Consider the following 25,012-nt stretch of genomic DNA (forward strand, 5'->3'; position numbering starts at 1 on the left):
CGAGGTTATCCACAGGCGGCAACGCGCTCAGGAGTTGAGGTACGCCAGCGTCGCGAGCACCCTCCGGTTGCCGCTGTCGTCGGGTGAGAGGCCGAGCTTCGCGAAGATGTTGCCGATGTGCTTGCTCACCGCGGTCTCCGTCACCGTGATCGCCTGCGCGATCTCGTGATTGCCGAGGCCCTGCGCCACGAGACCCAGCACCTCGTGCTCGCGCGGCGTGAGCGTGCGGATGGGGTCGTCGACGCTGCGACGCGTGAACAGCTTGGCGATCACCTCGGGGTCCATCACGGCGGCACCGCCGATCACCCGACGGAGGGCGTCCACGAACTGGCCGACGTTGCCCACGCGCTCCTTGAGCAGGTAGCCAACGCCCTCCGAGCCGCCGGCGAGCAGGCGGCTCGCGTACTCGTCTTCGACGTAGGCGGAGAGCACGAGCACCGGGAATCCCGGCCTGCGCGCGCGAAGCTCGAGGGCCGCCTTCAGCCCCTCGTTGGTGAAAGTGGGCGGCATCCGCACGTCGAGCACGGCCGCGTCTGCCTCGGCGGTCTCGAAGGCCTCGAGCAGGTCATCCGCATTGCCTACCGAGGCGACGACCTCGAAGCCCTCGTTGCCGAGCAGCAGGCCGAGCCCCTCGCGCAGCAGCGCGTCGTCTTCGGCGATCAGAATCCGCATGGAAGCTCCACTCTCACGGTTGTGGGTCCTCCGACCGGGCTATCCACGGTCAGTGTTCCCTCGAACGCCGCGGCACGTCTGGCGATTCCTGCGAGTCCGGTGCCCGCTCCGTCGGTGGTGGCGCCTCCCCTGCCGTCGTCGGTCACCTCGATCACGAGAACGTCCTGATCCGCGCTGCGCTCGGTGTGCAGGGTGACGCTCGCGTGCTTCGCCTGGGAGTGCTTCGCCACGTTCGACAGCGCCTCGGCCACGACGAAGTAGGCCGCCGCCTCCACCGCCGCTGGCGCGCGCCGAAGGCCGGAGGCCTCGAGCACGACCGGGATGACCGAGCGGCTGGCCAGAGTGGATGCCGCACCCGCCAGCCCGAGTTCGTCGAGCACCGGCGGGTACACGTCGTGCACCGCGTTTCTCAGTTCGGCGAGCGCACCGGAGGCGGCATCCTGCGCCTTCTCAATGAACGGCAGGGCGGATGCCGGGTCGGTCTCGAAGGCGCGGTGCGCCATCCCGAGCATCATGACGACCCCGAGCAGCCGGTTCTGTGCGCCGTCGTGCAACTCGCGTTCGATGCGACGGAGCTCGGCCGAATGCGCCGCGAGCGCCGCGGCCCGGCTCGTCGAGAGCGCGTTGATGCGAGTCGCGAGTTCCGCATAGTGCCTGGGCGTGAGGATGCCGATGGTGCTGCTGGCGACACGGCGCGCCAACCACGGCACGAGAAACCACACGAGCAGCGCGTAAAACACACCGAGCAGTGTGCCGAAGAAGGCGAGCGGCCAGCTCGTGACCGCGAAGTTGACATTCACGGGTGCCGCCGCCGGGAACATCCACCAGTACGCCGGCGTCAGGAGGGTGATTGCGCCGTCGATCACCAGCCAGCAGCTGATGAGCGCCACCGCCAGCACGAGTGTTGCGTGAACGAGCAGCCAGCCGAGCTCGCGTCGGGTTGTCGGTGAGGCGACGATGCGCTTCACGTCGTCAGCAGTGACAGGCCCAGCGAGATCGTCGCGACGGCTGCAGGCGCCGATTCCCATCACCCGTGCCGCACGTGCGTTCGCCCGGCAAGCGACGCGGTCGAGCAGATCCGCGGTGAACGGCACTACGAACCGACCAAGGCCAAGGAGAAGAAAGGGCAGAGTGAGCACGACAACGACGAGCACTCCCACGGATGCGAACGCCCAGCACGCCTCGACCGCGAGATAGCCCAGAAGGCGCGCGAGTGAGCGCCATCGGGATGCCGGGGAAGGTCTCACAGGTTCCATCCTGTCGGAGCGCACCGCGTTTGTCGGTATAGCCAGCTACACCATGAAGACACCGGCTGGCTGGATCGCACGTCTAGCACGTCATCCGTAACTTCGCTTATATGCCAATCAATCAGCGTGACATGACCGGGTATGACGAGCAGACGTTCGCGGGATCGCCGGGCGATCGCCAGCCTGCGGTGCGACTCGAGAACGTCACCAAGGTATACGGCGCCGGATCGCAGCAGGTCGCCGCCCTGAGGGGAGTGTCACTGACGGTGCCTGCGCGCTCCTTCACCGCCGTGATGGGGCCCTCGGGCTCCGGCAAGAGCACCTTCCTGAACTCGGCCGCGGGACTCGACAAGCCCACCTCGGGCCGGGTGATCCTCGGCACCACCGAGGTGTCGAAGCTCAAGGCGCGCAAGCTCACCACCTTCCGACGCGACCACGTCGGCTTCGTCTTCCAGGCCTACAACCTGCTGTCCCACCTCTCGGTGGCGCAGAACATCACGCTGCCGTTGCTGCTCGCTCGTCGCAGGGTGGACCAGGCGTGGTTCAACCACATCGTGCAGGCCGTCGGCCTCGCGAATCTGATCGACAGGAGTCCTCAGGAGCTCTCGGGCGGGCAACAGCAGCGCGCGGCCATCGCCCGCGCTCTCATCGCGAAACCCGACGTGGTCTTCGCCGACGAGCCGACCGGCGCGCTCGACACCCGCACCAGCCACCAGGTGCTCGACCTGCTGCGGTACACGGCGGCCGAGCTGCACCAGACCGTCGTGATGGTCACCCACGACCCGGTCGCGGCCTCGTACGCAGACCGCGTGCTCTTTCTCGCCGACGGGCAGCTCGCGGGTTCCGTCGACTCCCCCGATGCGCAGAGCATCGCGGACCGGATGACGACCCTGGGGCAGTGGTAACCATGTGGCACGTCACGCTGAGCTCGATCCGCTACCACCGTCGCGGTCTCACGAGTGTCTTCATCGCCATCCTGCTCGCCTCCGGGCTGCTCACCGCGCTCGGTGTGCTGCTCGAATCGGGGCAGAACGGCGGAATCCCGGCCACCCGCTACGCCGCAGCCGACATCATCGTCGCCGCCCCGCAGGAATTGCCCGCCCACTACGACAAGGGTTCATCGTCGACCAAGCCGGCCGTGCCGTTCAGCGAACGCAACCCGCTGTCGGATGCGACGGTCGCCAAGGTCGCCGCCGTGCCCGGCGTAGAGCGCGCGATCGGCGACATCACCATTCCACTCACCACCAGTACGCACCGCGCCGTCGACGCACACGGGTGGTCTACCGCCGCGCTGGCGCCGTACGAACTTGCGAGCGGGAGGGCCCCTCGCGCCGCGGACGAGGTCGTGCTGGACCGCTCGTTCGGGGTCAAGCCCGGAAGCCACATCCGCCTCGCTTACGGCGCAAGCGCCACCGACTACACCGTGTCGGGCACGAGCCGCCACGCGCCGAAGGGCGAAGAATCGGGCGATGCGTCGTCGACGGTCTTCCTCAGCGACGGCCAGATCGCGGAGCTCTCGCCGCACAAGGGCAGCGTGGACACGATCGGCGTGATCGCGAAGCCCGGTACGGATGTCGACGGCCTCGCGTCCGCGATCGCGACCTCGGTAAACAACGTGAAGACGTACACGGGGATGGCCAGGGGCGAGCTCGAGTCCTTCGACTCCTTCGGCGCGCGCGCTCGGATCACCGAGCTGAGCGGCTCGTTCATGGGCGTCTCGCTCATGATCGCCCTCGTCGTCGTGGCGAGCACCCTGTCTCTGTCGACCGCCGGACGGCGCCGCGAGTTCGCCATGCTCCGCGCCATCGGCACGCACGGCTGGCAGATCCACGCGCTCGTGGCCCGCGAGGTGCTCCTCGTCGCCGGTACCGCCGCGCTGCTCGGAACCGTGCCAGGGTTCTTCCTCGCGCGGTTCCTGAGAGACCAGTTCGTCGTGGCACACGTCATTCCTGCCGACTTCGAACTGTCATACAGTCCGCTCCCCGCAGTCGCTGCCGCGACCGTCAGCGTGCTGGCCGCGCTCGGTGCGGCCGCGATCGCCGCGCGGCGTTCGGCGAAAATAGCGCCCGTGGATGCGCTGCGCGAGTCCGCGACGGAACCGCGGCGGCTCGGCAGGGGCCGGATCATCACGGGTGTTGTGCTCCTCGCCATCGGTCTGCTCGCGTCTCTGCTGCCGCTCGTCTTCTCGGGGCTGCTCGGTCTCACCGCCGCCGCATCCGCCGCGCTGCTCAACATCGTCGGCGTGGCACTGCTCGGCCCGAAGATCGTGGGGCTCGCCCTGCGCATCGTGAGCCCGCTGCTGCGGCACAGCTCGTCGGCAGCGGCTGTGCTCGCCAGCGCAAGCGCGAGTGCTCACACCCGACGCCTCGCCTCCGCGATCGTTCCGCTCGCTCTCGCGATCACCTTCGCCAGCGTCCAACTGTTCCTGCCCACGACGGTAGCCGCCGAGGCTGCAGACCAGACGGTGAAGGGCGTGACCTCCGACTATCTGGTGAGCTCGGCATCCGGAATTTCGCCCGAGGTGGCGAACGACGTGGGAGAGATCCCCGGGGTGACCGCCGTGAATCCGGTGATCCGCTCCACGGTGCTCGTCAACACGCCACTCGTGGACGAGGTGTCGGTCTACTCGCTTCAGGGCGTCGACCCGAAAGCGGCCGGCGACACGCTCGACCTCGGAGTCACCAGCGGCTCGCTCGCACGGCTGGCGGAGCCGAACACCATCGCGGTGAGCGCCGACGCTGCCGCCGCGACGGGTGCCATGGTGGGGCAACCGCTCGCCGTGGGGCAGCCTCTCAAGGTGAACCTCGGCGACGGGACGCCGGTGAACGCCACCGTCGTCGCCATCTACTCCAGAGGGCTCGGCTTCGGCGACCTGACGATGGCCGCGAGCGCGGTGCGACCGCACACCACCACCGCGCTCGACGACTACCTTCTCGTGTCGACCGATTCGGGGACCGCGGCCGCGGGCATCCGTTCGCTCGGCCTCAGCGTGCAGCCGAGGGCCGCCATCACGGCCGCGGGAGGCGATGCTCGGGATTCGCAGTCCTGGGTGAACATCGTCGCCCTCGCCGTGATTTTCGGATACATCGCGCTCTCGGTGATCAACACCCTCGTGATGGCCACCTCCGAACGCCGCCGGGAGTTCGGCCTGCTGAGGCTGGTGGGCGCGTCGAACAACCAGGTGCAGCGGATGACCTTCATCGAATCCGTGCTGATCGCTGGCATCTCGGTGGTGGTCGGAACCGTCGCGGCCATCCCGCCGCTGTTCGGAATCGCCTTCGGCGTCTCGGGACAGCCCCTTCCCACCATTCAGCCCGTGGTGTACCTGGCGCTTGTGGGCGTGACCGTGCTGCTCGGCCTCGTGTCGATCGCCGTGCCGACCCGGCTCGCCGTGCGCTCGCGGCTCACCACCCAGTAGCGGGATCGGGTGCGGGGTGCTCTGCCCCGCACCGCCGCCCCCGCTGGCTAGAATTGACCGTTCGCGGGAGTGGTGAAATTGGTATACACGCAGGATTTAGGTTCCTGTGCCGCAAGGCGTGAGGGTTCAAGTCCCTTCTCCCGCACTGACGGCCGCAGATATGGGGGGAAATCCCTACAGCTTCCCGCATCCTCGAACAACTAGCCTGTCCATAACAGACGACTGGAGAACCCGCCCTTGGTACATTCGGCCCTCATCCCCTGGCTCGACCCGAACACGCTCATCGCGGGATTCGGCGCCTTCGCGCTCGTCGGCGTGGCACTCATCGTATTCGCCGAGACCGGGCTGCTCGTGGGGTTTCTGCTCCCGGGCGACACCCTGCTCATCATCACCGGACTCCTCGCCTTTCCCGGCCACGGGCAGCTCATCCAAATCGACATCTGGTGGGTGGCAGGCGCGATCGGGTTGGCCGCTTTCCTCGGCGGTGAGGCGGGATATCTCATCGGACACAAGGCTGGCCCGCGCATCTTCGAACGCAAGGAGACCGGCCTCTTCAGCATCGAAAACGTACGGCGCACGAACCACTTCTTCGACCGCTTCGGCGGTCTCGCCGTAATCCTGGCGCGCTTCGTGCCGATCGTGCGCACCTTCGCGCCGGTGGCCGCGGGCGTCGGTCACATGAACTACCGCAAGTACTCGCTCTACAACCTCATCGGTGCGCTCATCTGGGCGGCCGGGCTCACGGTCGGCGGCTACCTGCTCGGCTACATTCCGCCGGTCGCAGCGTTCGTGAGTTCGTACATCGACATCATCCTGCTCGGCGCCGTCGTGATCACGCTCATCCCCACCGTATACCACTACATTCAGGCGACCCGGAAGGCTCGCAAGGCGAACCGCGAGGCGGCCGCCGCGACGAACGGTGAGGACCTGCGTCTGCGCGAAGGCGCGTTCGACCAGAACCCGGATACCTGAGTCGAGTCGGCGGGTGCCGCGTCAGTCCCTGGTCGGCCTCGTGCGATCACGAAGCCGGTCGAGCGACTGCTGGGCGGCCCTGCGCACGTCTTTGTCGGCATCCTTCAGCAACGCCCTGATCGCATCCAGCTGCTCAGTGGTGCCGATCTCGGCGAGCGCTCGCGCTGCTGCCGAGCGCACGCGTGGAACCTCGTCGGCGAGCAGCGCCGACAGCGAGTCCGTGTCGCCCACGCCGTGGGCCGCGCAGACCTTCGCGCACATCTCGCGCACCCGCCAGGCCTGATTGCCGAGACCGGCCAGAACCGCGGATGTCGCCGCACCGGGTTCGGCATCCGGCCAGACGACGGTCAGCGCCCGGGCGCCCCACAGCTCGGGCCAGTACAGCGGCGGCGCGCCATCGAGCACTCCCCGGGCGTGACGCCCGCCGAAATACAGCAGGATGTCGTCGCCCTCGTTCCTACCCGACAGCAGTCCGACCGCCATGGCGATGACTCGATCCTCGCCATAGCGGTCAACAGCGTGGGCGATGCGCGCGGCGAGCGGCGCATCGAGGGGAATCTCGTCAGTGGTCATAGCGGTTCAACGCTACCCGTCGAACGCGCCCCGCCGTCACAGCCCCGTTGCGAGCAGCACGAGCAGCGCGAGATTGAGCGCCACGACGAGCACAACCGTCGCCGTGAGCGCCCAGCGCATGACCGGTCCGTTGGCGGCGTCCCCCATCACGCTGCGATCGCCCGTGAACCGCAACAGCGGAATGAGCGCAAACGGGATGCCGAAGCTCAACACCACCTGGCTGATCACAAGCGCCCAGGTCGGGTCGATGCCGAGCCCCAACACGACGAGCGCCGGAACGAGCGTTACGAGTCGGCGCAGGAACAGCGGAATCTGCCGCTTCACCAGCCCCGCCATGATCGTCGCGCCCGCATAGCTGCCCACGGATGTCGAGGCGAGCCCCGATGCCAGCAACCCGATCGCGAAGGCGAGGGCGATCACCGGTCCGAGCGAGGCTTCGATGGCCGAGTGCGCACCCGCGATCGTGTCGGTACCGGCGACGCCGCGCAGGTTGGCCGCGGCCAGCAGCAGCATTCCGATGTTGACGAGGCCCGCGATGCCGAGGGCGACCACGACGTCCCAGCGGGTGGCTCTGAGCAGCCGGGCACGCGCATCCGGTGCAGCGAGGCCGTGCCGATCGCGGGCGAGCGCCGAGTGAACGTAGATCGCGTGCGGCATGACGGTGGCACCAAGCATGCTCGCGGCGAGCAGCACCGAGTCGGTTCCGTCAAAACGGGGAACGAGACCGCCGAGAATCTCACGGCCGTCGGGCGGATGCACGAACAGCCCCGCGAGGAACCCGACGGCGATGATCGCCAGCAGTCCGATGATCACCGACTCGAACGGACGCTGCCCGAAGCGACTCTGCGCGGCGAGCAACAGCATGGAGATGACCCCGACGATGACGCCTCCGAGTAGGAGCGGGAGGCCGAAGAGGAGCTGCAGTGCGATCGCTCCGCCAATCACCTCCGCGAGGTCGGTGGCCGCGGCGACGAGCTCGGCCTGCACCCAGAAGGCACGGCGAGGCAGCGGCCGGAGGCGTTCGCCGAGCAGGGCGGGCAGCGTCGTGCCGCTCACGATTCCGAGCTTCGCGGACTGGTACTGCACGATGCCGGCCATGACATTGGCGACCACGAGCACCCACACGAGCAGGTAGCCGTACCTCGCGCCGCCGCTGAGATTCGCCGCGACATTGCCGGGGTCGACGTAGGCGATCGCGGCAACGAAGGCCGGACCCAGCAGCATCCACCCTCTGGCCCGCACGGTCACCCTCACACCATAGTTGCGTGATCGGATCGTTCGCAGTTTCCGCCCTTCCCGCCTCGCCGTGAGGCGGAAACTGCGAACAATCGGGACGACGTCAGAGGAGGTGCGCGCGCACCGCGGGCATGAGCTGCGAGAAGGCGCGGGAGCGATGGCTGAGCGCATCCTTCTCGGCCGGGCTGAGCTCCGCCGAGGTCACCGCGAGTCCCTCGGGGATGAAGATCGGGTCGTAGCCGAAGCCCGACTCTCCCGCCGCGGCGCGAGCGATGGTCCCGGGCCACACGCCGAGTTCCGCGTGCTCGAACGACTCCGCGGCCTCGGCCGGGCCGTCCGGGCCGACGGCACCCACCGGCGGCGGGACGACGAGTGCGGCCGCACACATGAAGCTCGCCGTACGGTTCGCATTGTCGCCCAGGTTCGCGAGCAGCAGGCGGTAGTTGTCGATGTCGTCGCGAGTGCCCGCGTAGCGAGCCGAGTAGATGCCCGGCGCGCCCTCGAGGGCGTCGACGCAGATGCCCGAGTCGTCGGCGATCGCCGGAAGCCCGGTGAATTCGGATGCCGCCCGCGCCTTGATCAGCGCGTTCGCCTCAAACGTGTCGCCATCCTCGATCGGCTCGGGGCCCTCGTAGCCCACGAGCTCGATGCCGTCGAGCTGGGAGCCGAGGATGCGGCGCAGCTCCTCAACCTTGTGCGCGTTGTGGGTGGCGAGAACCAGCTTCACGGCGGTCATAGCCCGAGCGTGGTGCGCTGGATGGTAGCAAGTTCCGTCGCGCCGCCAAGCGCGAGGTCGAGTAGCGAGTCGAGTTCGCGGCGATCGAACGGCGCACCCTCGGCGGTGCCCTGCACCTCGACGAAGAGTCCGCGGCCGGTGACCACCACGTTCATGTCGGTCTCGGCGCGCACATCCTCGGTGTATGCCAGATCGAGCATGGGAATGCCGTCGATGATGCCGACGCTGACGGCCGAGACACTGTCAATGAGCGGGGTCGACTTCTGACCGATGAACTTCTTCTCCCGGGCCCACTCGATCGCGTCCACGAGCGCGACGTAGGCACCCGTGATCGCCGCGGTGCGAGTGCCACCATCGGCCTGCAGCACGTCGCAGTCGATGACGATCGTGTTCTCGCCGAGCGCCTTGGTGTCGATGATCGCCCGCAGGGAGCGGCCGACGAGCCTCGAGATCTCGTGCGTGCGACCGCCGATGCGGCCCTTCACCGATTCGCGATCCATGCGGCTGTTGGTCGAGCGCGGAAGCATCGAGTACTCCGCGGTGACCCAGCCCTTGCCCTTGCCCGCGAGCCAGCGCGGAACACCATTGGTGAAGGATGCCGTGCACAACACCTTCGTGTTGCCGAAGGAGATGAGTGCTGAACCCTCGGCCTGCTTGCTCCAGCCGCGCTCGATCGTCACCTCGCGCAGCTGGTCATTGCCGCGTCCGTCGATGCGTGTGTCGCTCATGAAATCAGGTCCTGTTCTGCTGGCTGGGCTGGTAGATGGATGGCACCGGTTTCGACAAGCTCCACGGCCGAGACCTCGGGGCCGAGAAAACGTCGGGCGAGAGTGAGGAACTCGCTCTGGCTGCCGCCGGTTGCCTCGAAGACGTAGCTCGGGGCATCCGTCGACTGTCGCTGCAGGCCGTGCTTCACGAGCTTGCGGTAGACGTCGTATGCGGTCTCGACGGCGCTCGAGACGAGCGTGACATCGCGGCCCATGACGTACTGGATCGCGCCGGAGAGCAGCGGATAGTGGGTGCAGCCGAGCACGAGGGTGTCGATTCCCGCGTCCTTCAGCGGTCGCAGGTAGCCCTCGGCCACGTCGAACAGCTCGGCGCCCGAGGTGACGCCGGCCTCCACGAACTCGACGAAGCGCGGGCACGCCTGGGTGAACAACTCCAGGTCGGTGGCGGCGGCGAAGGCGTCTTCGTAGGAGCGCGACGCGATGGTGCCCTGGGTGCCGATCACGCCGATGCGCTTATTGCGCGTCTGCCGCACGGCGGAGCGCACGGCCGGCTGGATGACCTCGACCACGGGGATGCCGTGGGCCTCGGTGAAGCGCTCCCTTGCGTCGCGCAGAACGGCCGAGGACGCGGTGTTGCAGGCGATCACGAGCAGCTTCACGCCCTGGGCGACGAGGTCGTCCATGATCTCGAGCGCGTAGCCGCGAACCTCGGCGATGGGCTTCGGACCGTAGGGCGAGTGCGCGGTGTCACCGACGTAGACGATCGACTCGCCCGGCAGTTGGTCGATGATCGCGCGAGCAACGGTGAGACCGCCCACCCCGGAGTCGAAGATGCCGATGGGCGCGTCAGTCACGAGGCCCAAGTTTAGCCGTCGTCACAGGGAGCACTCGGTAGGCTCGACTCGTGAGCAGCGCACTCCTGACCGATCGCTACGAGTTGACGATGCTGGATGCGGCCATCCGTGCCGGAACGCACGAGCGCGACTGCGTGTTCGAGGTCTTCGGCCGCCGCTTCCCAGGCGGTCGCCGCTACGGAATCGTCGCCGGCACCGGGCGCCTTCTCGACCTCGTCACCGAATTCAGGTTCACGGATGCCGAACTCGGCTGGCTGCGCGACAATCACGTCGTCGACGCGGTCACCATCGACTGGCTCGCGAACTACCGCTTCGGTGGCTCGATCTTCGGCTACCAGGAGGGTGAGGTCTACTTTCCTGGCTCCCCCATCCTCATCGTGGAGGGCACCTTCGCGGAGGCGGTGATCCTCGAGACGCTCGCGCTCAGCGTGCTCAACTACGACACCGCGGTCGCGAGCGCCGCCGCCCGCATGGTGTCTGCCGCGAGCGGGAGACCGCTGGCGGAGATGGGGTCCAGGCGCGCGAGCGAGCGCGCCGCCGTCGGGGCCGCCCGGGCCGCATACATCGCCGGCTTCGACGCCACAAGCAACCTTGAGGCTGGGCGCAGCTGGGGCATCCCGACCATGGGCACGGCCGCGCACTCCTTCACCCTCCTGCACGACACCGAGGAGGAGGCGTTTCGCGCCCAGGTCGCCACCCTCGGCCCCGGCACCACCCTGCTGGTCGATACCTATGACGTCACGACCGCCGTGGACCTCGCGGTCAAGGTCGCCGGCACCGGGCTCGGCGCGGTGCGCATCGACAGCGGAGACTTGCCAGAGCAGGTAAGTGCGGTGCGCAAACAGCTCGACGGACTCGGTGCGACCGGCACCAAGATCACCGTGACCAACGACCTCGACGAGTACACGATCGCGGCCCTGCGCGCGGCCCCGGTCGACTCCTACGGCGTCGGAACCTCCGTCGTCACCGGCTCGGGCTCCCCCGCCGCGGGACTCGTCTACAAGCTCGTGGCAAGAACGGATGCCGAGGGCGCCTGGCATTCCGTCGCCAAGAAGTCGCCGCAGAAGGTTTCGCTCGGTGGCCGAAAGTATCCCGTGCGCACCTTCGACGCGGCGGGACGAGCGACCGCCGAGGTCATCCACGTCGGCAAGCCCGATGAGGATGCGGCCCCGCACCGCTCGCTGCTCGTGCCGCTCATGACGGATGGTGTGCCGGATGACCGGTACTGCGGCGTCGCCGGCACGGTTCTGGCCCGCGAGCACCGCGCATCCGCCATCGCCGAGTTGCCGCCCGAGGCCTTCCGCCTGGGCCGCGGCGAGCCGGTCATCCCGACCCGCTACGCCTGAGCGACCGCTTCGACGAGCTCAGCGAACGACAAGCTCAGCGAACGGCCGGTCCCTGAGCTCGTCGAAGGGCCGATCGCCAGGGCCGCTACTTCTTCAGCGAGTCGTAGATCTCTTTGCAGGTGGGGCAGATCGGAAACTTCTCGGGGTCGCGACCGGGGGTCCACACCTTGCCGCACAGCGCGATGACGGGCTTGCCGCTCAGCGCCGACTGCAGGATCTTCTCCTTCTGCACGTAGTGCGAGAAGCGCTCGTGGTCACCGTCCTCCACCTGCTCGCGGGTGAGGAGTTCTTCGAGTTCGCGGTCGAGGGTGTCTGTTCCGCCGCCGCCCTGCTGTGTGTCACCGCTCATAAGAAGATTTTAGTTCCGAAGCGTGAAAGCCAACAGTTCGGGTGCGCGCCGGTCGAAGATGCGCCCTCCCCAGTGCACGCCGCCGAAGAAGCAGGCGAGGCCGATCACCACCCCGGCCGCCAGTGCGGCCAGGTGCCACGCGATGCCGAACGCGAATCCCAGGGCGGCGAGCGCTACCACCGGCAGGGATATGCCGATGATCGCGAAGAAGGAGATCGACTGCGCAACCGCGGCGACCGTTCCACTCGACTGCGGCTGCATGAACGGCCCGTCCCCCGGGCGCACGGCGGGATAAGGGAATCTCGCGGACATCACGCTCGACAGGCCGAGCCCGAGCAGAAGGATGCAGGTGCCCAGGCCCAACAGTGACGGCAGAACCGCCCAGTCACCGAACAGGGCGGCGCAGATGGGCGAGCCGATCAGAACCAGGGGCACGCCCAGGATGAGCGCGGGCACGACCCTACCGAGGCGGTCGGCGCGGCCCGAGGTGTTCGATGCCAGGTGCAGCCAGATCGCCGTGTGGTCGTAGGCCACGTCGTTGTGGATCGACCAGGTGAGGAACAGGCACATCACGGGCACGGGGATGAGCGCGAGGTAGTGCCAGTCCACGCCCACCGTGTACAGCGGCACCATGAGCAGTACCGGGACGATCGGCACCATGACGAGCGAGATGCGATACCGCGGGTCGCGGAACCAGTACGTGAGCGCCCGCGCGGCGATCGCGCCGGTCGGGTTGTCGGGCATCCGAGCGAACCAGCCCAGCCCGCGTTCGTGCCGCACCTGCGTCTCGCGCGCGGGGGTGACGAGCATCTTCTCCACGAGCGCGCGCCACGCCAACCACAGGATGCCGACGAAGGCGATGCCGATGGCGGCCTTCGCGAGGGCCGCGCCCACATTGCCGACGGCGACATCCGCGGGCGAGGCCCAGACCGCTCCGAGCGGCGTCCAGCCCGCGACGCGCGCGATGCCGGCGAGCAGGCGAATGCCGTCGCGGTGCCAGTCGAGCGAAGCGAGAAGCACCGCGACCGGCGAGAGCGAGACGATCGCGATGACGGTGATGAATCCGGTGGTCTCGCGTGCGCGCCGGCTCGACAGGAGGAAGGCTGCGATCGACGTGGTGACCCTGGAGCCGAGCACGCAGGTCACGACGATGACGAGCGCGCTCAGCACGGCGAGGGTCATGGCGAGCGGGCTTCGTGACCAGGTCACGACCTGGGCGATCGCGATCACGGCGATGACGAGCGAGGGCACACCGATCAGCGCGGCGAGGGCGAGGCCCGCCGCGAGCCGCGCCGAGGGGATACCGAACAGCGCAAACCGCCTGGGGTCGAGGGTGTCATCCACTCCGAACGCGAGCGGCAGCAGGAGGAAGCCGAGAACGAGCACCGATCCGAGCAGCGTCACGATCGTGCCCGCGAATGCGGCATCCGCGAATCTGAGCGCGATGAGCGAGCCGATCGCGAGGAAGGCCGCACCGAGGCCGTACAGCAGCGCGATGATGATGCCCACCACCTGCCACGGACTGCGTCGCAGGGTGTTGGCGAGCAGCCGCAGCTTCAGTCGGAGAAACTGTGCAACCACTCCATGCCCTCCGCGCTTCGACGCCCACCGGCGAGTTCGACGAATCGTTTCTCGAGCGACTGCGTTCCGCGCACCTGCCGCATGGTGCCGGAGGCGAGAACCTTGCCGTCGATGATGATCGCGACCGAATCACAGATTCTCTGGACGAGGTCCATACTGTGGCTGGACAGCACCACCGTGCCACCCGCCGCCGTGTACTTCTGCAGGATCTCGATCACGTTGGCCGCGGAGACCGGGTCGACCGATTCGAACGGTTCGTCGAGGACGAGCAGCCTCGGCGAGTGGATCATCGCCGCCGCGAGCGCGACCTTCTTGGTCATTCCGGCCGAATAATCCGCGACGAGCCGGTCGAGCGCATCCTCGAGACCGAAGGCCACGGCGAGGTCGGCGGAACGCGACTTCACGGTCGCGGCCGAGAGCCCGCGGAGGATGCCGGAGTAGTGGAGCAGCTGGCCGCCGGTGAGCCGGTCGAACAGTCGCAGTCGGTCGGGCAGCACACCCATGTTGCGCTTGGCCTTCTCCGGATCGGTCCACACGTCGGCACCGTGCACACGAACGGTACCCGCGTCCGGACGCAGAAGGCCGGTGACCATCGACAGCGTCGTGGTCTTTCCCGCGCCGTTCGGCCCGACGATGCCAAAGATGGTGCCCGCGTGCACGGAGAGCGAAACGCTGTCGACCGCGAAGGTCTGGCCGAAATGCTTGCTGAGCCCCGTGATCTGGAGCACCGTTTCGGTCGGCCTCGCCTGGGTGCTTTTCGACGGGGCAGTCTTCGCCGCAGCAGTGCGCGTTGCGACCGGCGGCTTCGACGCAGCGGTGCCTGCGGTCTTCGCCGCAGTGGACCCGGCGGCTACCGTCTTTTTGGTAGCGGTCTTCGCGGCAGTCGACTTTCGCGCTGCGGTCGCCGGCTTCCGGGCTGCGGTGGCGGGCTTTTGCGCGTTCACAGTCGCCGGCGTTGGGCTCTCAGCGGCGGATGCTGCGGGCGGTTTGCGCGCGGTGGTGCGCTTCTTTGCGGCCGGCTTCGGCGCCGCCGACGGCGTGCTCGCGACCGCGCTGGCGCCCGCTTCGGCTGCGGATACTGCGGTGCTCGAGGTGCCTGTGTCGGCTTCCGAAGTCTCCGCTACGGATCTTCCGGCGTCTGCTGAGCCGGGCTCTCGGTCGTCGGTGTCTGGATCCACCCCGTAACCGTATCAACGCCGGTGGACAGCTTCGTCCCAATACGCGCCCGCATTACGAATTGGACACAAGACGTCCGATTCTGGGCCTCAATCGCGAGCCTTCGGTAAAGTTGCCAGAGCACAACGAGGTGTCACAAGTACAGCTATGCGGTAACCGCCCCGTGAACAATCGGTGGTGTTGAACACCTGTGGCAAGGGCATCCGGGGCAAAGAGTCCCGAACTTAGGGCTCGTCTTAAGGGGAAATTCTTAGGAAGTTCCTGAAGAATTGCCTGAAGCACGCACAGGATCGCATGGAACGACAAGGCAACCTGAGGAGCAACCCATTATGAGCACGCAGATCGTCATTCTGGCAGCGGGCATGGGCAGTCGTCTCGGTCGCTCGCTTCCGAAGCCACTGACCGAGCTGAGCGACGGCCGCAGCATCATGCAGCAGCAGTTCGACAACATCCACCACGCGTTCGGCAAGAGCGCCGAGGTCACGATCGTCGTCGGCTACAAGCTCGAGCACATCATCGAGGCGTTCCCGAGCGCATCCTTCGTCTACAACGAGCAGTATGACCAGACGAACACGTCAAAGAGCCTCATGCGCGCGCTTCGTGCATCGAAGGATGGCGGCGTGCTCTGGATGAACGGTGACGTCGTCTTCGACCCGGAGGCGCTTGTTCGCGCCGCGGCCATGATGGAGCGGCAGCAGTCCTTCGTCTCGGTCAACACCTCCAAGGTGTCGGATGAAGAGGTCAAGTACACGGTCGGCGCCGAGGGATACATCAACGAGCTCTCGAAGACCGTCAAGGGCGGACTCGGCGAGGCCGTCGGCATCAACTTCATTGCGGCTCAGGACAAGGCGGCGCTTCTGCGCCAGCTCGGCCGTGTCGGCGACCAGGACTACTTCGAGCGCGGCATTGAGCTGGCAATCGAACAGGACAAGCTACGATTTGAGCCGGTAGACATCTCCGACCTCTACGCCGTAGAGATCGACTTTGCCGAAGACCTGGAGCGCGCAAACCTCTTCGTCTGACGCGGGCGCTCGGGGGTGCGTGACTCTTAAGGACCCCGACGCGTGAGTGTAGTTCCTCAGGCACGCCTGGCACGGTCTCCGTTCGCGCGCTACCGGCACTCGCTGTGGCTGCTGACCACGCGTGACCTCAAGGTCAGGTACTCCACGTCGGCGCTCGGCTACTTCTGGTCGATCCTCGACCCGCTCGTCATGGCGGCGATCTACTGGTTCGTCTTCACCCAGATCTTTCCGCGCGGCATCGGCCACCAGCCCTACATCGTGTTTCTGCTCACGGCTCTTCTGCCCTGGATGTGGTTCAACGGAAGCGTCTCGGATGCCACCAGGGCGTTTCTGCGCGAGGCCAAGCTCATCCGGTCGACGAAGATCCCGCGCACCATCTGGGTGGGCCGCATCGTGCTCTCGAAGGGCATCGAGTTCGTCGTCAGCCTTCCCGTCATCGCGGTCTTCGTCGTCCTTTCCCAGTTCACGGATACCCCGGCGGTACTGCACAGCGAAATCCTGCTGCTGCCTCTGGCGATCGTCATGCAGGCGATCCTCACGCTCGGCATCGGCTTCATCGTGGCGCCGCTCGTAGTGTTCTTCAGAGACATGGAACGGGCCGTGAAGCTCACGCTGCGCTTTCTGTTCTATGCGTCGCCGATCATTTACAGCCTCACCAATCTGCCGCACGGACTTCATCTCGTCTCCGCGTTCAATCCCCTGTCCGGGATCTTCGCGCTGTACCGCTCGGCATTCTTCCCGCTGGAGATCAAGGACCACTGGCTCGACGTGATCATCAGCGCCATCATGTGCCTCGTGATCTTCGGTGTCGGCCTTCTCGTGTTCAGGCGCACAATTCGCGCGGTATTGAAGGAAATCTAGGTGACCGAGACGACATCCGCGGGCCCGTCGACGGCCGTGATCGAGGTGAAGGATGCGGGCATCCGCTTTCGTCGCAATCGCCTGTCACGCCGCAACTTCAAGGACCTCTTCGCGGGCCGCACGCGCCGCACCCGCTCGAGTGAGTTCTGGGCGCTGCGAAACGTCACCTTCAGCGTGGCGGCGGGCGAAGCGATCGGCGTGGTCGGTCGCAACGGCCAGGGCAAGTCGACCCTGCTGAAGCTGGTCGCCGAAGTGATGTTCCCCGACGAGGGCTATGTGCGGGTGCACTCCGGGGTCGCTCCCCTGATCGAGATCACCGGCGGTTTCGTCGACGACCTCTCCGTGCGCGACAACGTCTACCTCACCGCAGGCCTGCACGGCATGAAGCGGCACGAGATCGACGAGCGCTTCGATGAGATCATCGGTTTCGCCGAGATCGGCGACTTTCTCGATACGCCGTACAAGCACCTGTCGAGCGGAATGAGGGTGCGCATCGCGTTCGCCGTGATCTCGAGGCTGGAAGAGCCCATCCTGCTGGTGGATGAGGTGCTCGCGGTGGGTGACAAGGCGTTCCGCGAGAAGTGCTACCGACGCATCGAGGAGATGCTCGCCGGAGGCAGAACCATGTTCTTCGTCTCCCACAACGAGAAGGACCTCAAGCGCTTCTGCACGCGCGGCCTTTACCTCGACAAGGGCAGCCTCCTGCTGGACGCGCCTATCGACGAGGTGCTCGCGCGCTACAACGCGGACTACGGAGTCTAACGACGGGCCCGACTACGGCGTCTGGCCACGGGGCACTACCCAGCGCGCATCCTGACCGGTGATCTCGGCAATCGTGTCGAAGTCGCCGTCGTAGTGCAGCAGCGTCAGCCCGTTTCGCTCGGCGACCGCCGCAATGAGCAGGTCGGACATCCCGACCCCGCGCAGGCGCGACTGGGATGCGAGCACGGTCTGCACCTCGAAGGCTCGTGACCACTCGTCTTCGGCGACGAGCAGGTGTTCATACGCGTTGCGGCGGATGCTCGTGACCAGCCGGTACTCCGCGGGCGTGCGGGTCTGATACAGATCCTCGAAGTCAAGCGGTGCGCAGCTTCCCACCACTCCGGCTTCGATCAACGGTGCAAGCACGTCGCTGACCGCCTCGTACTGCATTCTGGCGTACGCACTCGTGTCAATGAGGTGGGTCGCCACAGCACCCACCTATTGCCCCCAGGCACGACGACGCTCAGCTTTGTCGGCCATCGGCGCCAGATAGCCTGTGCGCAGCAACTTGATGTGCTGCCGGCGAGCCTCGGCCGCAATCACTTCTTTGAGCGCGAGGGCAACGGTCTCCTTGATCGTCGGGGCTTCCAAGAGCTCCTGGGCGGTCTGGAGATCGTCATCATCGATCTCGACGAGGCGCTTGGTCATGATCACCCCTCCCCCGAGTTGTATATCCTCTATTAGCTCCATCGTATATATCCTTCCTGCGGACCTCAAGGGGAAAGTACCGATCCTCCCGTAAGCACAGGCGGGCGAACAGCGACTCTGTGAACCGAAACCAGTGCCACACCGCGGGTGAGGAGCAGAGTTCTTCTCCTGCACAGCTCCTAGGCACAAATGTCTGTCCACAGCTCAAGAGCGGTCGTCGGATGCCCGACCTAGCGTGCAGACATGCTCAGACTGGTTCCCGACATCCCGCCACCGTCCGCCTACCTGGTTCCGTTCCACCTCGACCGCGACCGGGCTCCGGCCTATCGCTTGAGCAACGAAGGCACAGAGGAGCTGCGGGGCATCTCGCTGACGCTTCTCGGCGCCGGTTTGCTGCTCACGGACATCCCGAGCCGACTACAGCCCGGGGACTACCTCGAGTTCACCCTGCGCGGTGACGACCTAGCCCGCAGCAGCGTCGTGATCGTGCGGTGGTTCCGCCCGTGGGGCGGCGAATACCTCTGGCGCGTGAGTTTCTAGCCGCGCTTGTTCCGCTCGCGGATGAGATCCGCGGCGGTGAGCTTGTGGGCGCGCGTGGGAATCTCGCCGAGACCGAGCCCGCGCACAAGCTCGGCCGGGTCGACATCCAGCACGCCTGAGACGCGGATGATCGTGGTCAGGCTCGGATTCGATTGCCCGCGTTCGATCTTGCCCAGGTTTGTCACGTGCATTTCGGCCAGGTCCGCGATGTCTTCCTGACTGAGCCCTAGCTCCTGTCGATATATCCGCACTCGCTCGCCCAGAATCCGGGCGGCTTCGGAGTGCGTATCGGCCATCACTCATGACTACGCGCCCGCAGCACGACTATCCAGAGCCATCGTCACTCATGCTTTAATGCCTCAAGAGTTCATGCCTCAATCATGGCATGCCTTGAGTGCCCAAGGGGCAGACGACGGGGTGCCGACGCGTGACCACAATCCACGAACTGCTCGACGAGTACGCGCGAATGGCGCGGGACACCCGCGAGAAGGGACTGCTCCTCGAGCGGCTCACCAGGGCCTATCTCACGGCCGACCCCGTGTGGACGGCACGCTTCGAAGAGGTGTGGCTGTGGCAGGACTGGCCGGGCCGCGACGGCAAGCCAGACACCGGCATCGACCTGGTGGCGCGAGAAATATACGGCGGCGGATTCTGCGCGATCCAGTGCAAGTTCTACGCACCGGCGCACACCATTCAGAAGGGCGACATCGATTCGTTCCTCGCGACGAGTGGCAAGCATCCGTTCACCAGCCGCATGGTCGTGTCGACCTCCACCAACTGGTCGAAGCATGCCGAAGACGCACTGCTCGACCAGCGGGTGAAGAGTTGGCGCATCGGGATCGATGATCTCGCGAACTCCGACATCGACTGGTCGCGCTACTCGCTTGCGAAGCCGGACGAGCTGCATCGGGCGTCCACAAAGAAGCTGCGTCAGCACCAGGTGGAAGCGCTGGCGGATGTCGAGGCCGGCTTCGAGGACGCGTCCCGCGGCAAGCTGATCATGGCTTGCGGCACCGGCAAGACCTTCACGAGCCTGCGCATCGCGGAGAAGGTGGCCGGCGCCGGCGGCTCCGTGCTGTTCCTGGTGCCCTCGATCGCCCTGCTCTCGCAAACGCTCAAGGAGTGGTCGGCCGAGCGCGCCATGCCCCTGCGCGCCTTCGCGATCTGTTCCGACACCAAGGTCGGCAAAAACAACGAAGACTACTCCGTCTCCGATCTTGCCTATCCCGCGACGACCAGCACAGGCCAGTTGCTGAAGGAGGTCGCCAAGGCAGAGGTGCCCGACGGCCTGACCGTGTATTTCTCCACCTACCAGTCGATCGACGTCGTGGCGCGAGCCCAGGCCAGCGGCCTGCCAGAGTTCGACCTGGTGGTGTGCGACGAGGCACACCGCACCGCCGGATTCACCCTGGCCGACAAGACAGAGTCGGCCTTTCTCCGCGTGCACGACGAGTCCGCGATCAAGGCCAAAAAGCGCCTCTACATGACGGCCACCCCGAAGATCTACGCCGAGGCGGTGCGCACGAAGGCGGTGGAGAAGGACGCCGTGCTCGTGAGCATGGACGACGAATCGGTATTTGGCCGCACCTTCCACCGCCTGGGGTTCGGCGCGGCCGTGGAACGCGATCTGCTCACCGACTACCGGGTGCTCGTGCTCGCGGTGGACGAGGGAACCATCGGCGCGAACTGGCAGGAACAGTTCTCGATCGATGGCGAGCTCAACATCCCGGATGTCGCCCGCATTATGGGCATCTTCGACGGCCTCGCGAAGCGCGGCGTGCAGGGGCTCGGAGAAGCCAAGAGCGATCGCGCGCCAATGCGCCGCGCGGTCGCCTTCTCGCGCTCGATCAAAGACAGCCAGAAGGTGCAGTCGATGCTCAGCGGCTACGACGGGCAATACAGCCGCCCGGCCGGAGTGAGCTTCCACGGCGAAGAGCGGGAGAACGACGGACGCTTCCGTCTCGAGGCCAAGCACGTCGACGGAACGATGAACGTCCTCGTGCGCAACCAGATGCTCGACTGGCTGAAAGAAGAGACGGACCCCGAAGACAACGTCTGCCGCATCCTCACCAATGCCCGCTGCCTGAGCGAGGGCGTCGACGTTCCCGCGCTCGACGCGGTGATCTTCCTCAACTCCCGCGACAGCCAGGTCGACGTCGTGCAGTCCGTCGGGCGCGTGATGCGCAAGGTCGAGGGCAAGGACTACGGCTACATCATCCTGCCGATCGCGGTCTCTGCCGACAAGACGCCCGAGCAGGCTCTGAACGACAACACCAAATACAAGGTGGTGTGGGAAGTGTTGCGGGCGCTGCGGGCGCACGACGAGCGCTTCGAAGCGAAGATCGAGCAGATCGACCTCAACGGTCGCAGCGATGACACGATCCAGCTGATTGATGTGCGCCCCGGCTGGGAGGGCGAGGGGTCCGAGAACGGCGGCGAGAAGGATTCGACGTCGACGCCGATGGACTGGTCGGCGCTCGGAGCCGACTGGCGCGAGGCCATCTACGCGAAGATCGTCGACAAGGTCGGCGAGCGCGACTACTGGGAGAACTGGGCGAAGAATGTCGCCGACATCGCCGAACGGCAGCAGCTGCGCATCCGCAATCTGGTCAGCGGATCGAACGCGAGCCTGCGCGCCGAGTTTGAGGACTTCGTCGGTGGGCTGCAAGACAACCTGAACCCCTCGATCACCGAGGCGGATGCGATCGAGACCCTCTCGCAGCACCTCATCACCCTGCCGGTGTTCGACGCCCTGTTCGAGGGCTACTCGTTCAGCGCACACAACCCGGTGAGCCAGGTGATGCAACGCATGGTCGACGCTCTGGAGGGCAGCAAGCTCGAGACCGAGACGGATGAGTTGGCTGGCTTCTACGCGAGCGTCGAGCGCAGCGTACGCGGTATCACGGATGCCGCGGGCAAGCAGACGACGATCAAGCGGTTGTACGAGAAGTTCTTCGCCGGTGCGTTCAGGAATACGAGTGAGCGGCTCGGCATCGTCTACACGCCGAACGAGGTCGTGGACTTCATCTTGAAGAGCACGGATGATGTGCTGCGCACCGAGTTCGGCTCGTCGCTGTCTGGCGAGGGCGTGCACGTGCTCGACCCCTTCACCGGAACGGGAACCTTCATCGTGCGGCTGCTGCAGTCCGGGCTGATCAAGCCGGAGGATCTGGAGCGCAAGTACCTCACGGAGTTGCACGCCAACGAGATCGTGCTTCTCGCCTACTACGTGGCCGCGATCAACATCGAGGAGACATATCACGGCCTGAGCGCGAGTGGGAGCTACGAGCCCTTCCCGGGAATCGTGCTCACCGACACCTTCCAGTCGTCGGAGGACGACGACAAGTACGACGACCACGGAATTTTCGGCGACAACAACGAGCGCGTGAAGGCGCAGAACGCGCTGCCCATGGATGTGATTTTCGGCAACCCGCCATACTCCGTTGGTCAGGACAGTGCAAACGACAATAACCAGAACCTCAAATACCCATTTCTTGATGCACGAATTGCGTCGACGTATCTGGCAGATCGAGGGCGCGGCGGCAACAACTCTCTCTACGACTCCTACATTCGAGCAATCCGCTGGGCAAGTGATCGCATCGGAGATCGAGGAGTCGTGGCTTTCGTTTCGAATGGCGGATTCATCGACGGCAACACCGCAGACGGATTGCGCAAGAGCCTGACCGTGGAGTTCAGCTCGCTGTACGTGTTGAACCTGCGAGGCAACACTCGCAACTCAGGGGAACAGGCGCGAAAAGAAGGCGGGCAGACTTTCGGCCCGGGCAGCCGCGCAACGATTGCCATCTCGATCCTGGTGAAGAATCCGGATGCCATTTCGCACGGTCTCTTGCACTATCGCGACATCGGCGATTATCTCAGCCGCGAAGAGAAGCTCGGGCTCATCGCCGAGTACGGCAGCATCACGGGAACTCCATGGAATGAGATTGAGCCCAACGAAGCTGGTGATTGGATTAACCAACGCGACGGCGATTTCTTGACGTTCTCTCCCGTTGGTGCGAAACACGACAAGATCGAGGGCGGTGCGCCGTCGATCTTCACCTCATATTCCCGAGGATTAGAGACCGGTCGTGACGCGTGGGTTTACAACTCTTCGAGCGAACAGCTCTTGGCCAACGTGAGTCGAACAGTCGATGCCTACAACCTGCAGCTGACGCGGTACGAGCAAGCACTGTCGTCCTCTCCGAATGCAGATCGCCGCACTTTGGCGGCCGACTACTACGACGGCGATGCATCGCGTATCAGTTGGACCCTCAGTCTGAAGAACCGGCTTGTCGCAAGGAAACCTTTAGCCCTCAACACATCGGCGGTCGTGAATAGCACCTATCGACCGTTCCAGAAGCAGGCCACTTACTTTGATCGATCACTGAATCACATAGTCGGTCAGCTCCCCAAGATGTTCCCCACTCCCGAGCAGAAGAACCTCGGCTTCTATCTGACGGCCGCAGGTTCGGGGCATGCCTTCTCACTTCTTACCGTCGACGATCTGCCAGACCTCGCACTTTGGGGTTCCGGCAGCGGCCAGTTCTTCCCGCGCTACACCTACGAACCACGCGGGGAGCAGCCGAGCCTGTTCGATGACGCGGAGCCATACACGCGCATCGACAACGTGACCGATGAGATCCTCGCGGAGTATCGCGGGCTCTACGGCGCCGAGGTGAGCAAGGACGACATCTTCTACTTTGTCTACGGACTGCTGCACTCCCCCGACTATCGAGAGACGTACGCGGCCGATCTCAAGAAGATGCTGCCGCGCATTCCGAAACTGGCTGAGGCATCCGATTTCCATGCCTTCGCGAAAGCCGGGCGGGAGCTTGCAGAGCTGCATTTGGGATATGAGAGTGTGGAGCCGTGGCCGCTGGCGGAAGTTGTTGACGGGGAGGTTTCGATACGGCCGCGGGCGGCCTACTCAACCCACGATGAGGACCCTGAGCTGTTGCGGGTCACCAAGATGCGGTTCGCGGGCAAGGCGGGCGCGTGGGACAAGTCCACCATCCGCTACAACGACCAGCTCACGCTGACCGGCATTCCGGACGAGGCGCACGAGTACCTGCTCGGCTCACGTTCGGCGATCGAGTGGATTCTGGAGCGCTACCAGGTGAAGGTGGACAAGGCCAGCGGCATCCGGAATGACCCGAACGACTGGGCGACCGAACACGATGATCCCGCGTACATCCTGAACCTGCTCAAGCGCATCGTCACCGTGAGCGTCGAGACCGTGCGCATCGTGAAGTCCCTGCCGCCCCTGGACATCGTGGGCGCGGAGACTCGTGCGTCAGCCAGCGCCGCAGATGACGTTCCGGCCACGGGCGTGGACTTCGCGTAACTCCGCACGCTGACCTACGGCGCTTCGACAAGCTCAGCGAACGAGGCACTTCGACAGGCTCAGTGACCGGTCAGCCGGTCGCCAGATGCGGCACTTATGATTGACATCCCGACCGAGAGGGACGTCGTGAACGAGCTCGAACCGCCGCAGGCTGCGCAGCATCCGATGGCCGTGCGCGGCTTCGACCGGCTGCTCACGACGCAGCGTCCGGTCGTCCTGGCACATGTGCGCAGCATCCGTCGACGTAACCCGGATGCGACCCCCGCCGAGGTCATCCGCATTCTGGAGCGTCGTTACCTCGCCGCCGTCACCGCAGGAGGCGCTGGCGTCGGTGCGACCGCCGTCATTCCCGGGATTGGTACCGGGGTCGGCCTCGCGCTCAGCGGGGTCGAGACCGCGGGATTTCTCGAGGCAAGTGCCCTGTTCGCGCAGTCGGTCACCGAGATCCACGGCATCGCGATGACCGATCCCGACCGGGCGCGCACGATCGTCATGACCATGATGCTGGGCAACTCCGGCGTCGATCTCGTAAAGAACCTCGCCGAGCAGGTAACGGGCGAGGGCGTGACACGCACGAAGTTCTGGGGCAACGTGATCGGCCGCAACGTTCCGCAGGCGTTCATGGGGCAGATCGCCGACCGGGTGAAGAAGTCCTTCATCCAGCGTTTCGCCCGCAACACCGCGAGCGGGGCCGTGGGCCGGGTCATGCCGTTCGGCATCGGCGCCGTGATCGGCGGGACGGGCAATCATCTCCTCGGCCGCAAGGTTGTGAACAGCGCGCGGGAGGCGTTCGGGCCGGCACCGCTCGCGTTTCCGCTCAACCTCGAGGCGGGCGTGCGGGATGACGCCCGCGAGCGCAGGTTCAGCGTCGCGACGATTCGGGGCCGACTGACGCGTCGCTGAGGTCTCGATACGCTCGTGCCTCGCTACTCGACCAGCGTGTTTCT

General features: G+C 65.9%; 24 protein-coding genes and 1 tRNA gene. 12 read left to right on the forward strand and 13 right to left on the reverse strand.

Annotation, left to right across the window (positions count from 1 at the left end):
• Window positions 1–27: 27 nt before the first annotated feature.
• On the reverse strand, window positions 28–672 hold the full coding sequence (locus tag ABUA37_RS08000) for a response regulator transcription factor (RefSeq protein ID WP_349898598.1): 645 nt from the start codon (window positions 670–672) through the stop codon (window positions 28–30).
• A complete protein-coding gene (locus ABUA37_RS08005) occupies window positions 660–1,919 on the reverse strand; it encodes a sensor histidine kinase (protein WP_349898599.1) in 1,260 nt (419 codons plus the stop codon). The genes ABUA37_RS08000 and ABUA37_RS08005 overlap by 13 nt, the downstream gene beginning before the upstream one ends.
• Before the next feature lie 110 nt (window positions 1,920–2,029).
• Here ABUA37_RS08005 and ABUA37_RS08010 point away from each other — a divergent pair, with 110 nt between their 5' ends.
• From ABUA37_RS08010 to ABUA37_RS08025, 4 genes are all read left to right on the forward strand, one after another.
• Entirely contained in the window at window positions 2,030–2,824 is a 795-nt protein-coding gene (locus ABUA37_RS08010; RefSeq protein WP_349898600.1) for an ABC transporter ATP-binding protein, read from the forward strand.
• A 2-nt stretch (window positions 2,825–2,826) separates the two neighbouring features.
• Window positions 2,827–5,337: an ABC transporter permease gene (locus ABUA37_RS08015; protein ID WP_349898656.1), complete on the forward strand. Its 2,511-nt coding sequence runs from the start codon at window positions 2,827–2,829 to the stop codon at window positions 5,335–5,337.
• 63 nt (window positions 5,338–5,400) lie between these two features.
• Window positions 5,401–5,482, forward strand: a tRNA-Leu gene (locus ABUA37_RS08020).
• Window positions 5,483–5,574: 92 nt separating this feature from the next.
• Window positions 5,575–6,309 carry a DedA family protein gene (locus tag ABUA37_RS08025; protein WP_349898601.1) on the forward strand — a complete coding sequence of 245 codons (735 nt, stop codon included), beginning with the start codon at window positions 5,575–5,577 and terminating at the stop codon, window positions 6,307–6,309.
• A 21-nt stretch (window positions 6,310–6,330) separates the two neighbouring features.
• Here the strand turns inward: ABUA37_RS08025 and ABUA37_RS08030 are convergent, their stop codons facing one another.
• From ABUA37_RS08030 to murI, 5 genes are all read right to left on the reverse strand, one after another.
• A complete protein-coding gene (locus ABUA37_RS08030; protein WP_349898602.1) occupies window positions 6,331–6,882 on the reverse strand; it encodes a HEAT repeat domain-containing protein in 552 nt (183 codons plus the stop codon).
• Between the two features lie 36 nt (window positions 6,883–6,918).
• The gene (locus ABUA37_RS08035) at window positions 6,919–8,124 is read right to left on the reverse strand and encodes an Nramp family divalent metal transporter (RefSeq protein ID WP_349898657.1); all 1,206 of its coding nucleotides are present in this window, start codon (window positions 8,122–8,124) and stop codon (window positions 6,919–6,921) included.
• A gap of 97 nt (window positions 8,125–8,221) precedes the next feature.
• On the reverse strand, window positions 8,222–8,854 hold the full coding sequence (gene rdgB / locus ABUA37_RS08040; protein ID WP_349898603.1) for an RdgB/HAM1 family non-canonical purine NTP pyrophosphatase: 633 nt from the start codon (window positions 8,852–8,854) through the stop codon (window positions 8,222–8,224).
• Window positions 8,851–9,582, reverse strand: coding sequence for a ribonuclease PH (gene rph, locus ABUA37_RS08045; protein ID WP_349898604.1), 732 nt, complete (start codon window positions 9,580–9,582; stop codon window positions 8,851–8,853). The genes rdgB and rph overlap by 4 nt, the downstream gene beginning before the upstream one ends.
• A complete protein-coding gene (gene murI / locus ABUA37_RS08050; RefSeq protein ID WP_349898605.1) occupies window positions 9,579–10,436 on the reverse strand; it encodes a glutamate racemase in 858 nt (285 codons plus the stop codon). The genes rph and murI overlap by 4 nt, the downstream gene beginning before the upstream one ends.
• Window positions 10,437–10,525: 89 nt before the next feature.
• Here murI and ABUA37_RS08055 point away from each other — a divergent pair, with 89 nt between their 5' ends.
• The gene (locus ABUA37_RS08055) at window positions 10,526–11,782 is read left to right on the forward strand and encodes a nicotinate phosphoribosyltransferase (RefSeq protein ID WP_407075363.1); all 1,257 of its coding nucleotides are present in this window, start codon (window positions 10,526–10,528) and stop codon (window positions 11,780–11,782) included.
• Window positions 11,783–11,867: 85 nt separating this feature from the next.
• Here ABUA37_RS08055 and ABUA37_RS08060 read toward each other — a convergent pair whose 3' ends face one another.
• From ABUA37_RS08060 to ABUA37_RS08070, 3 genes are read right to left on the reverse strand one after another with little or no spacing between them, the layout of a single operon-like run.
• Window positions 11,868–12,131, reverse strand: coding sequence for a DUF3039 domain-containing protein (locus ABUA37_RS08060; RefSeq protein WP_325517468.1), 264 nt, complete (start codon window positions 12,129–12,131; stop codon window positions 11,868–11,870).
• A gap of 9 nt (window positions 12,132–12,140) precedes the next feature.
• A complete protein-coding gene (locus ABUA37_RS08065; protein WP_349898607.1) occupies window positions 12,141–13,712 on the reverse strand; it encodes a hypothetical protein in 1,572 nt (523 codons plus the stop codon).
• On the reverse strand, window positions 13,688–14,440 hold the full coding sequence (locus tag ABUA37_RS08070) for an ABC transporter ATP-binding protein (RefSeq protein ID WP_407075355.1): 753 nt from the start codon (window positions 14,438–14,440) through the stop codon (window positions 13,688–13,690). Before ABUA37_RS08070 ends, ABUA37_RS08065 begins: the two co-directional genes overlap by 25 nt.
• On the opposite strand from ABUA37_RS08070, the gene ABUA37_RS14340 reads away from it, so the two are divergent.
• The 4 genes from ABUA37_RS14340 (at window position 14,427) to ABUA37_RS08085 (ending at window position 17,533) form a co-directional block, all read left to right on the forward strand.
• Window positions 14,427–14,897: a hypothetical protein gene (locus ABUA37_RS14340; protein WP_407075356.1), complete on the forward strand. Its 471-nt coding sequence runs from the start codon at window positions 14,427–14,429 to the stop codon at window positions 14,895–14,897. The genes ABUA37_RS08070 and ABUA37_RS14340 overlap by 14 nt on opposite strands.
• A gap of 320 nt (window positions 14,898–15,217) precedes the next feature.
• The gene (locus ABUA37_RS08075) at window positions 15,218–15,910 is read left to right on the forward strand and encodes a phosphocholine cytidylyltransferase family protein (RefSeq protein ID WP_349898608.1); all 693 of its coding nucleotides are present in this window, start codon (window positions 15,218–15,220) and stop codon (window positions 15,908–15,910) included.
• 42 nt (window positions 15,911–15,952) lie between these two features.
• Window positions 15,953–16,771 (forward strand): ABC transporter permease, encoded by an 819-nt coding sequence (locus tag ABUA37_RS08080; RefSeq protein WP_349898609.1) that lies wholly within the window; start codon window positions 15,953–15,955, stop codon window positions 16,769–16,771.
• Complete coding sequence (locus tag ABUA37_RS08085) at window positions 16,772–17,533, forward strand: ABC transporter ATP-binding protein (protein ID WP_349898610.1); 762 nt, start codon at window positions 16,772–16,774, stop codon at window positions 17,531–17,533.
• Window positions 17,534–17,545: 12 nt separating this feature from the next.
• Here the strand turns inward: ABUA37_RS08085 and ABUA37_RS08090 are convergent, their stop codons facing one another.
• Window positions 17,546–17,962: a PIN domain nuclease gene (locus ABUA37_RS08090; protein WP_349898611.1), complete on the reverse strand. Its 417-nt coding sequence runs from the start codon at window positions 17,960–17,962 to the stop codon at window positions 17,546–17,548.
• Window positions 17,963–17,971: 9 nt separating this feature from the next.
• Window positions 17,972–18,181 (reverse strand): type II toxin-antitoxin system VapB family antitoxin, encoded by a 210-nt coding sequence (locus ABUA37_RS08095; protein ID WP_349898612.1) that lies wholly within the window; start codon window positions 18,179–18,181, stop codon window positions 17,972–17,974.
• Window positions 18,182–18,424: 243 nt separating this feature from the next.
• Between ABUA37_RS08095 and ABUA37_RS08100 the strand changes: the two genes are divergently transcribed.
• Complete coding sequence (locus tag ABUA37_RS08100) at window positions 18,425–18,721, forward strand: hypothetical protein (protein ID WP_349898613.1); 297 nt, start codon at window positions 18,425–18,427, stop codon at window positions 18,719–18,721.
• Here the strand turns inward: ABUA37_RS08100 and ABUA37_RS08105 are convergent.
• Window positions 18,718–19,017 carry a helix-turn-helix domain-containing protein gene (locus ABUA37_RS08105; RefSeq protein WP_349898614.1) on the reverse strand — a complete coding sequence of 100 codons (300 nt, stop codon included), beginning with the start codon at window positions 19,015–19,017 and terminating at the stop codon, window positions 18,718–18,720. The two genes, ABUA37_RS08100 and ABUA37_RS08105, sit on opposite strands and share 4 nt — an antisense overlap.
• A gap of 131 nt (window positions 19,018–19,148) precedes the next feature.
• Here ABUA37_RS08105 and ABUA37_RS08110 point away from each other — a divergent pair, with 131 nt between their 5' ends.
• Entirely contained in the window at window positions 19,149–24,065 is a 4,917-nt protein-coding gene (locus tag ABUA37_RS08110; protein ID WP_349898615.1) for a DEAD/DEAH box helicase, read from the forward strand.
• Window positions 24,066–24,161: 96 nt separating this feature from the next.
• Window positions 24,162–24,968, forward strand: a complete 807-nt coding sequence (locus ABUA37_RS08115) for a hypothetical protein (protein WP_349898616.1) — start codon at window positions 24,162–24,164, stop codon at window positions 24,966–24,968.
• Window positions 24,969–25,012: the final 44 nt, after the last annotated feature.

The sequence above is a fragment of the Parafrigoribacterium soli genome (assembly GCF_040227235.1).
In the GTDB taxonomy this organism is placed as follows: domain Bacteria; phylum Actinomycetota; class Actinomycetes; order Actinomycetales; family Microbacteriaceae; genus Parafrigoribacterium_A; species Parafrigoribacterium_A soli.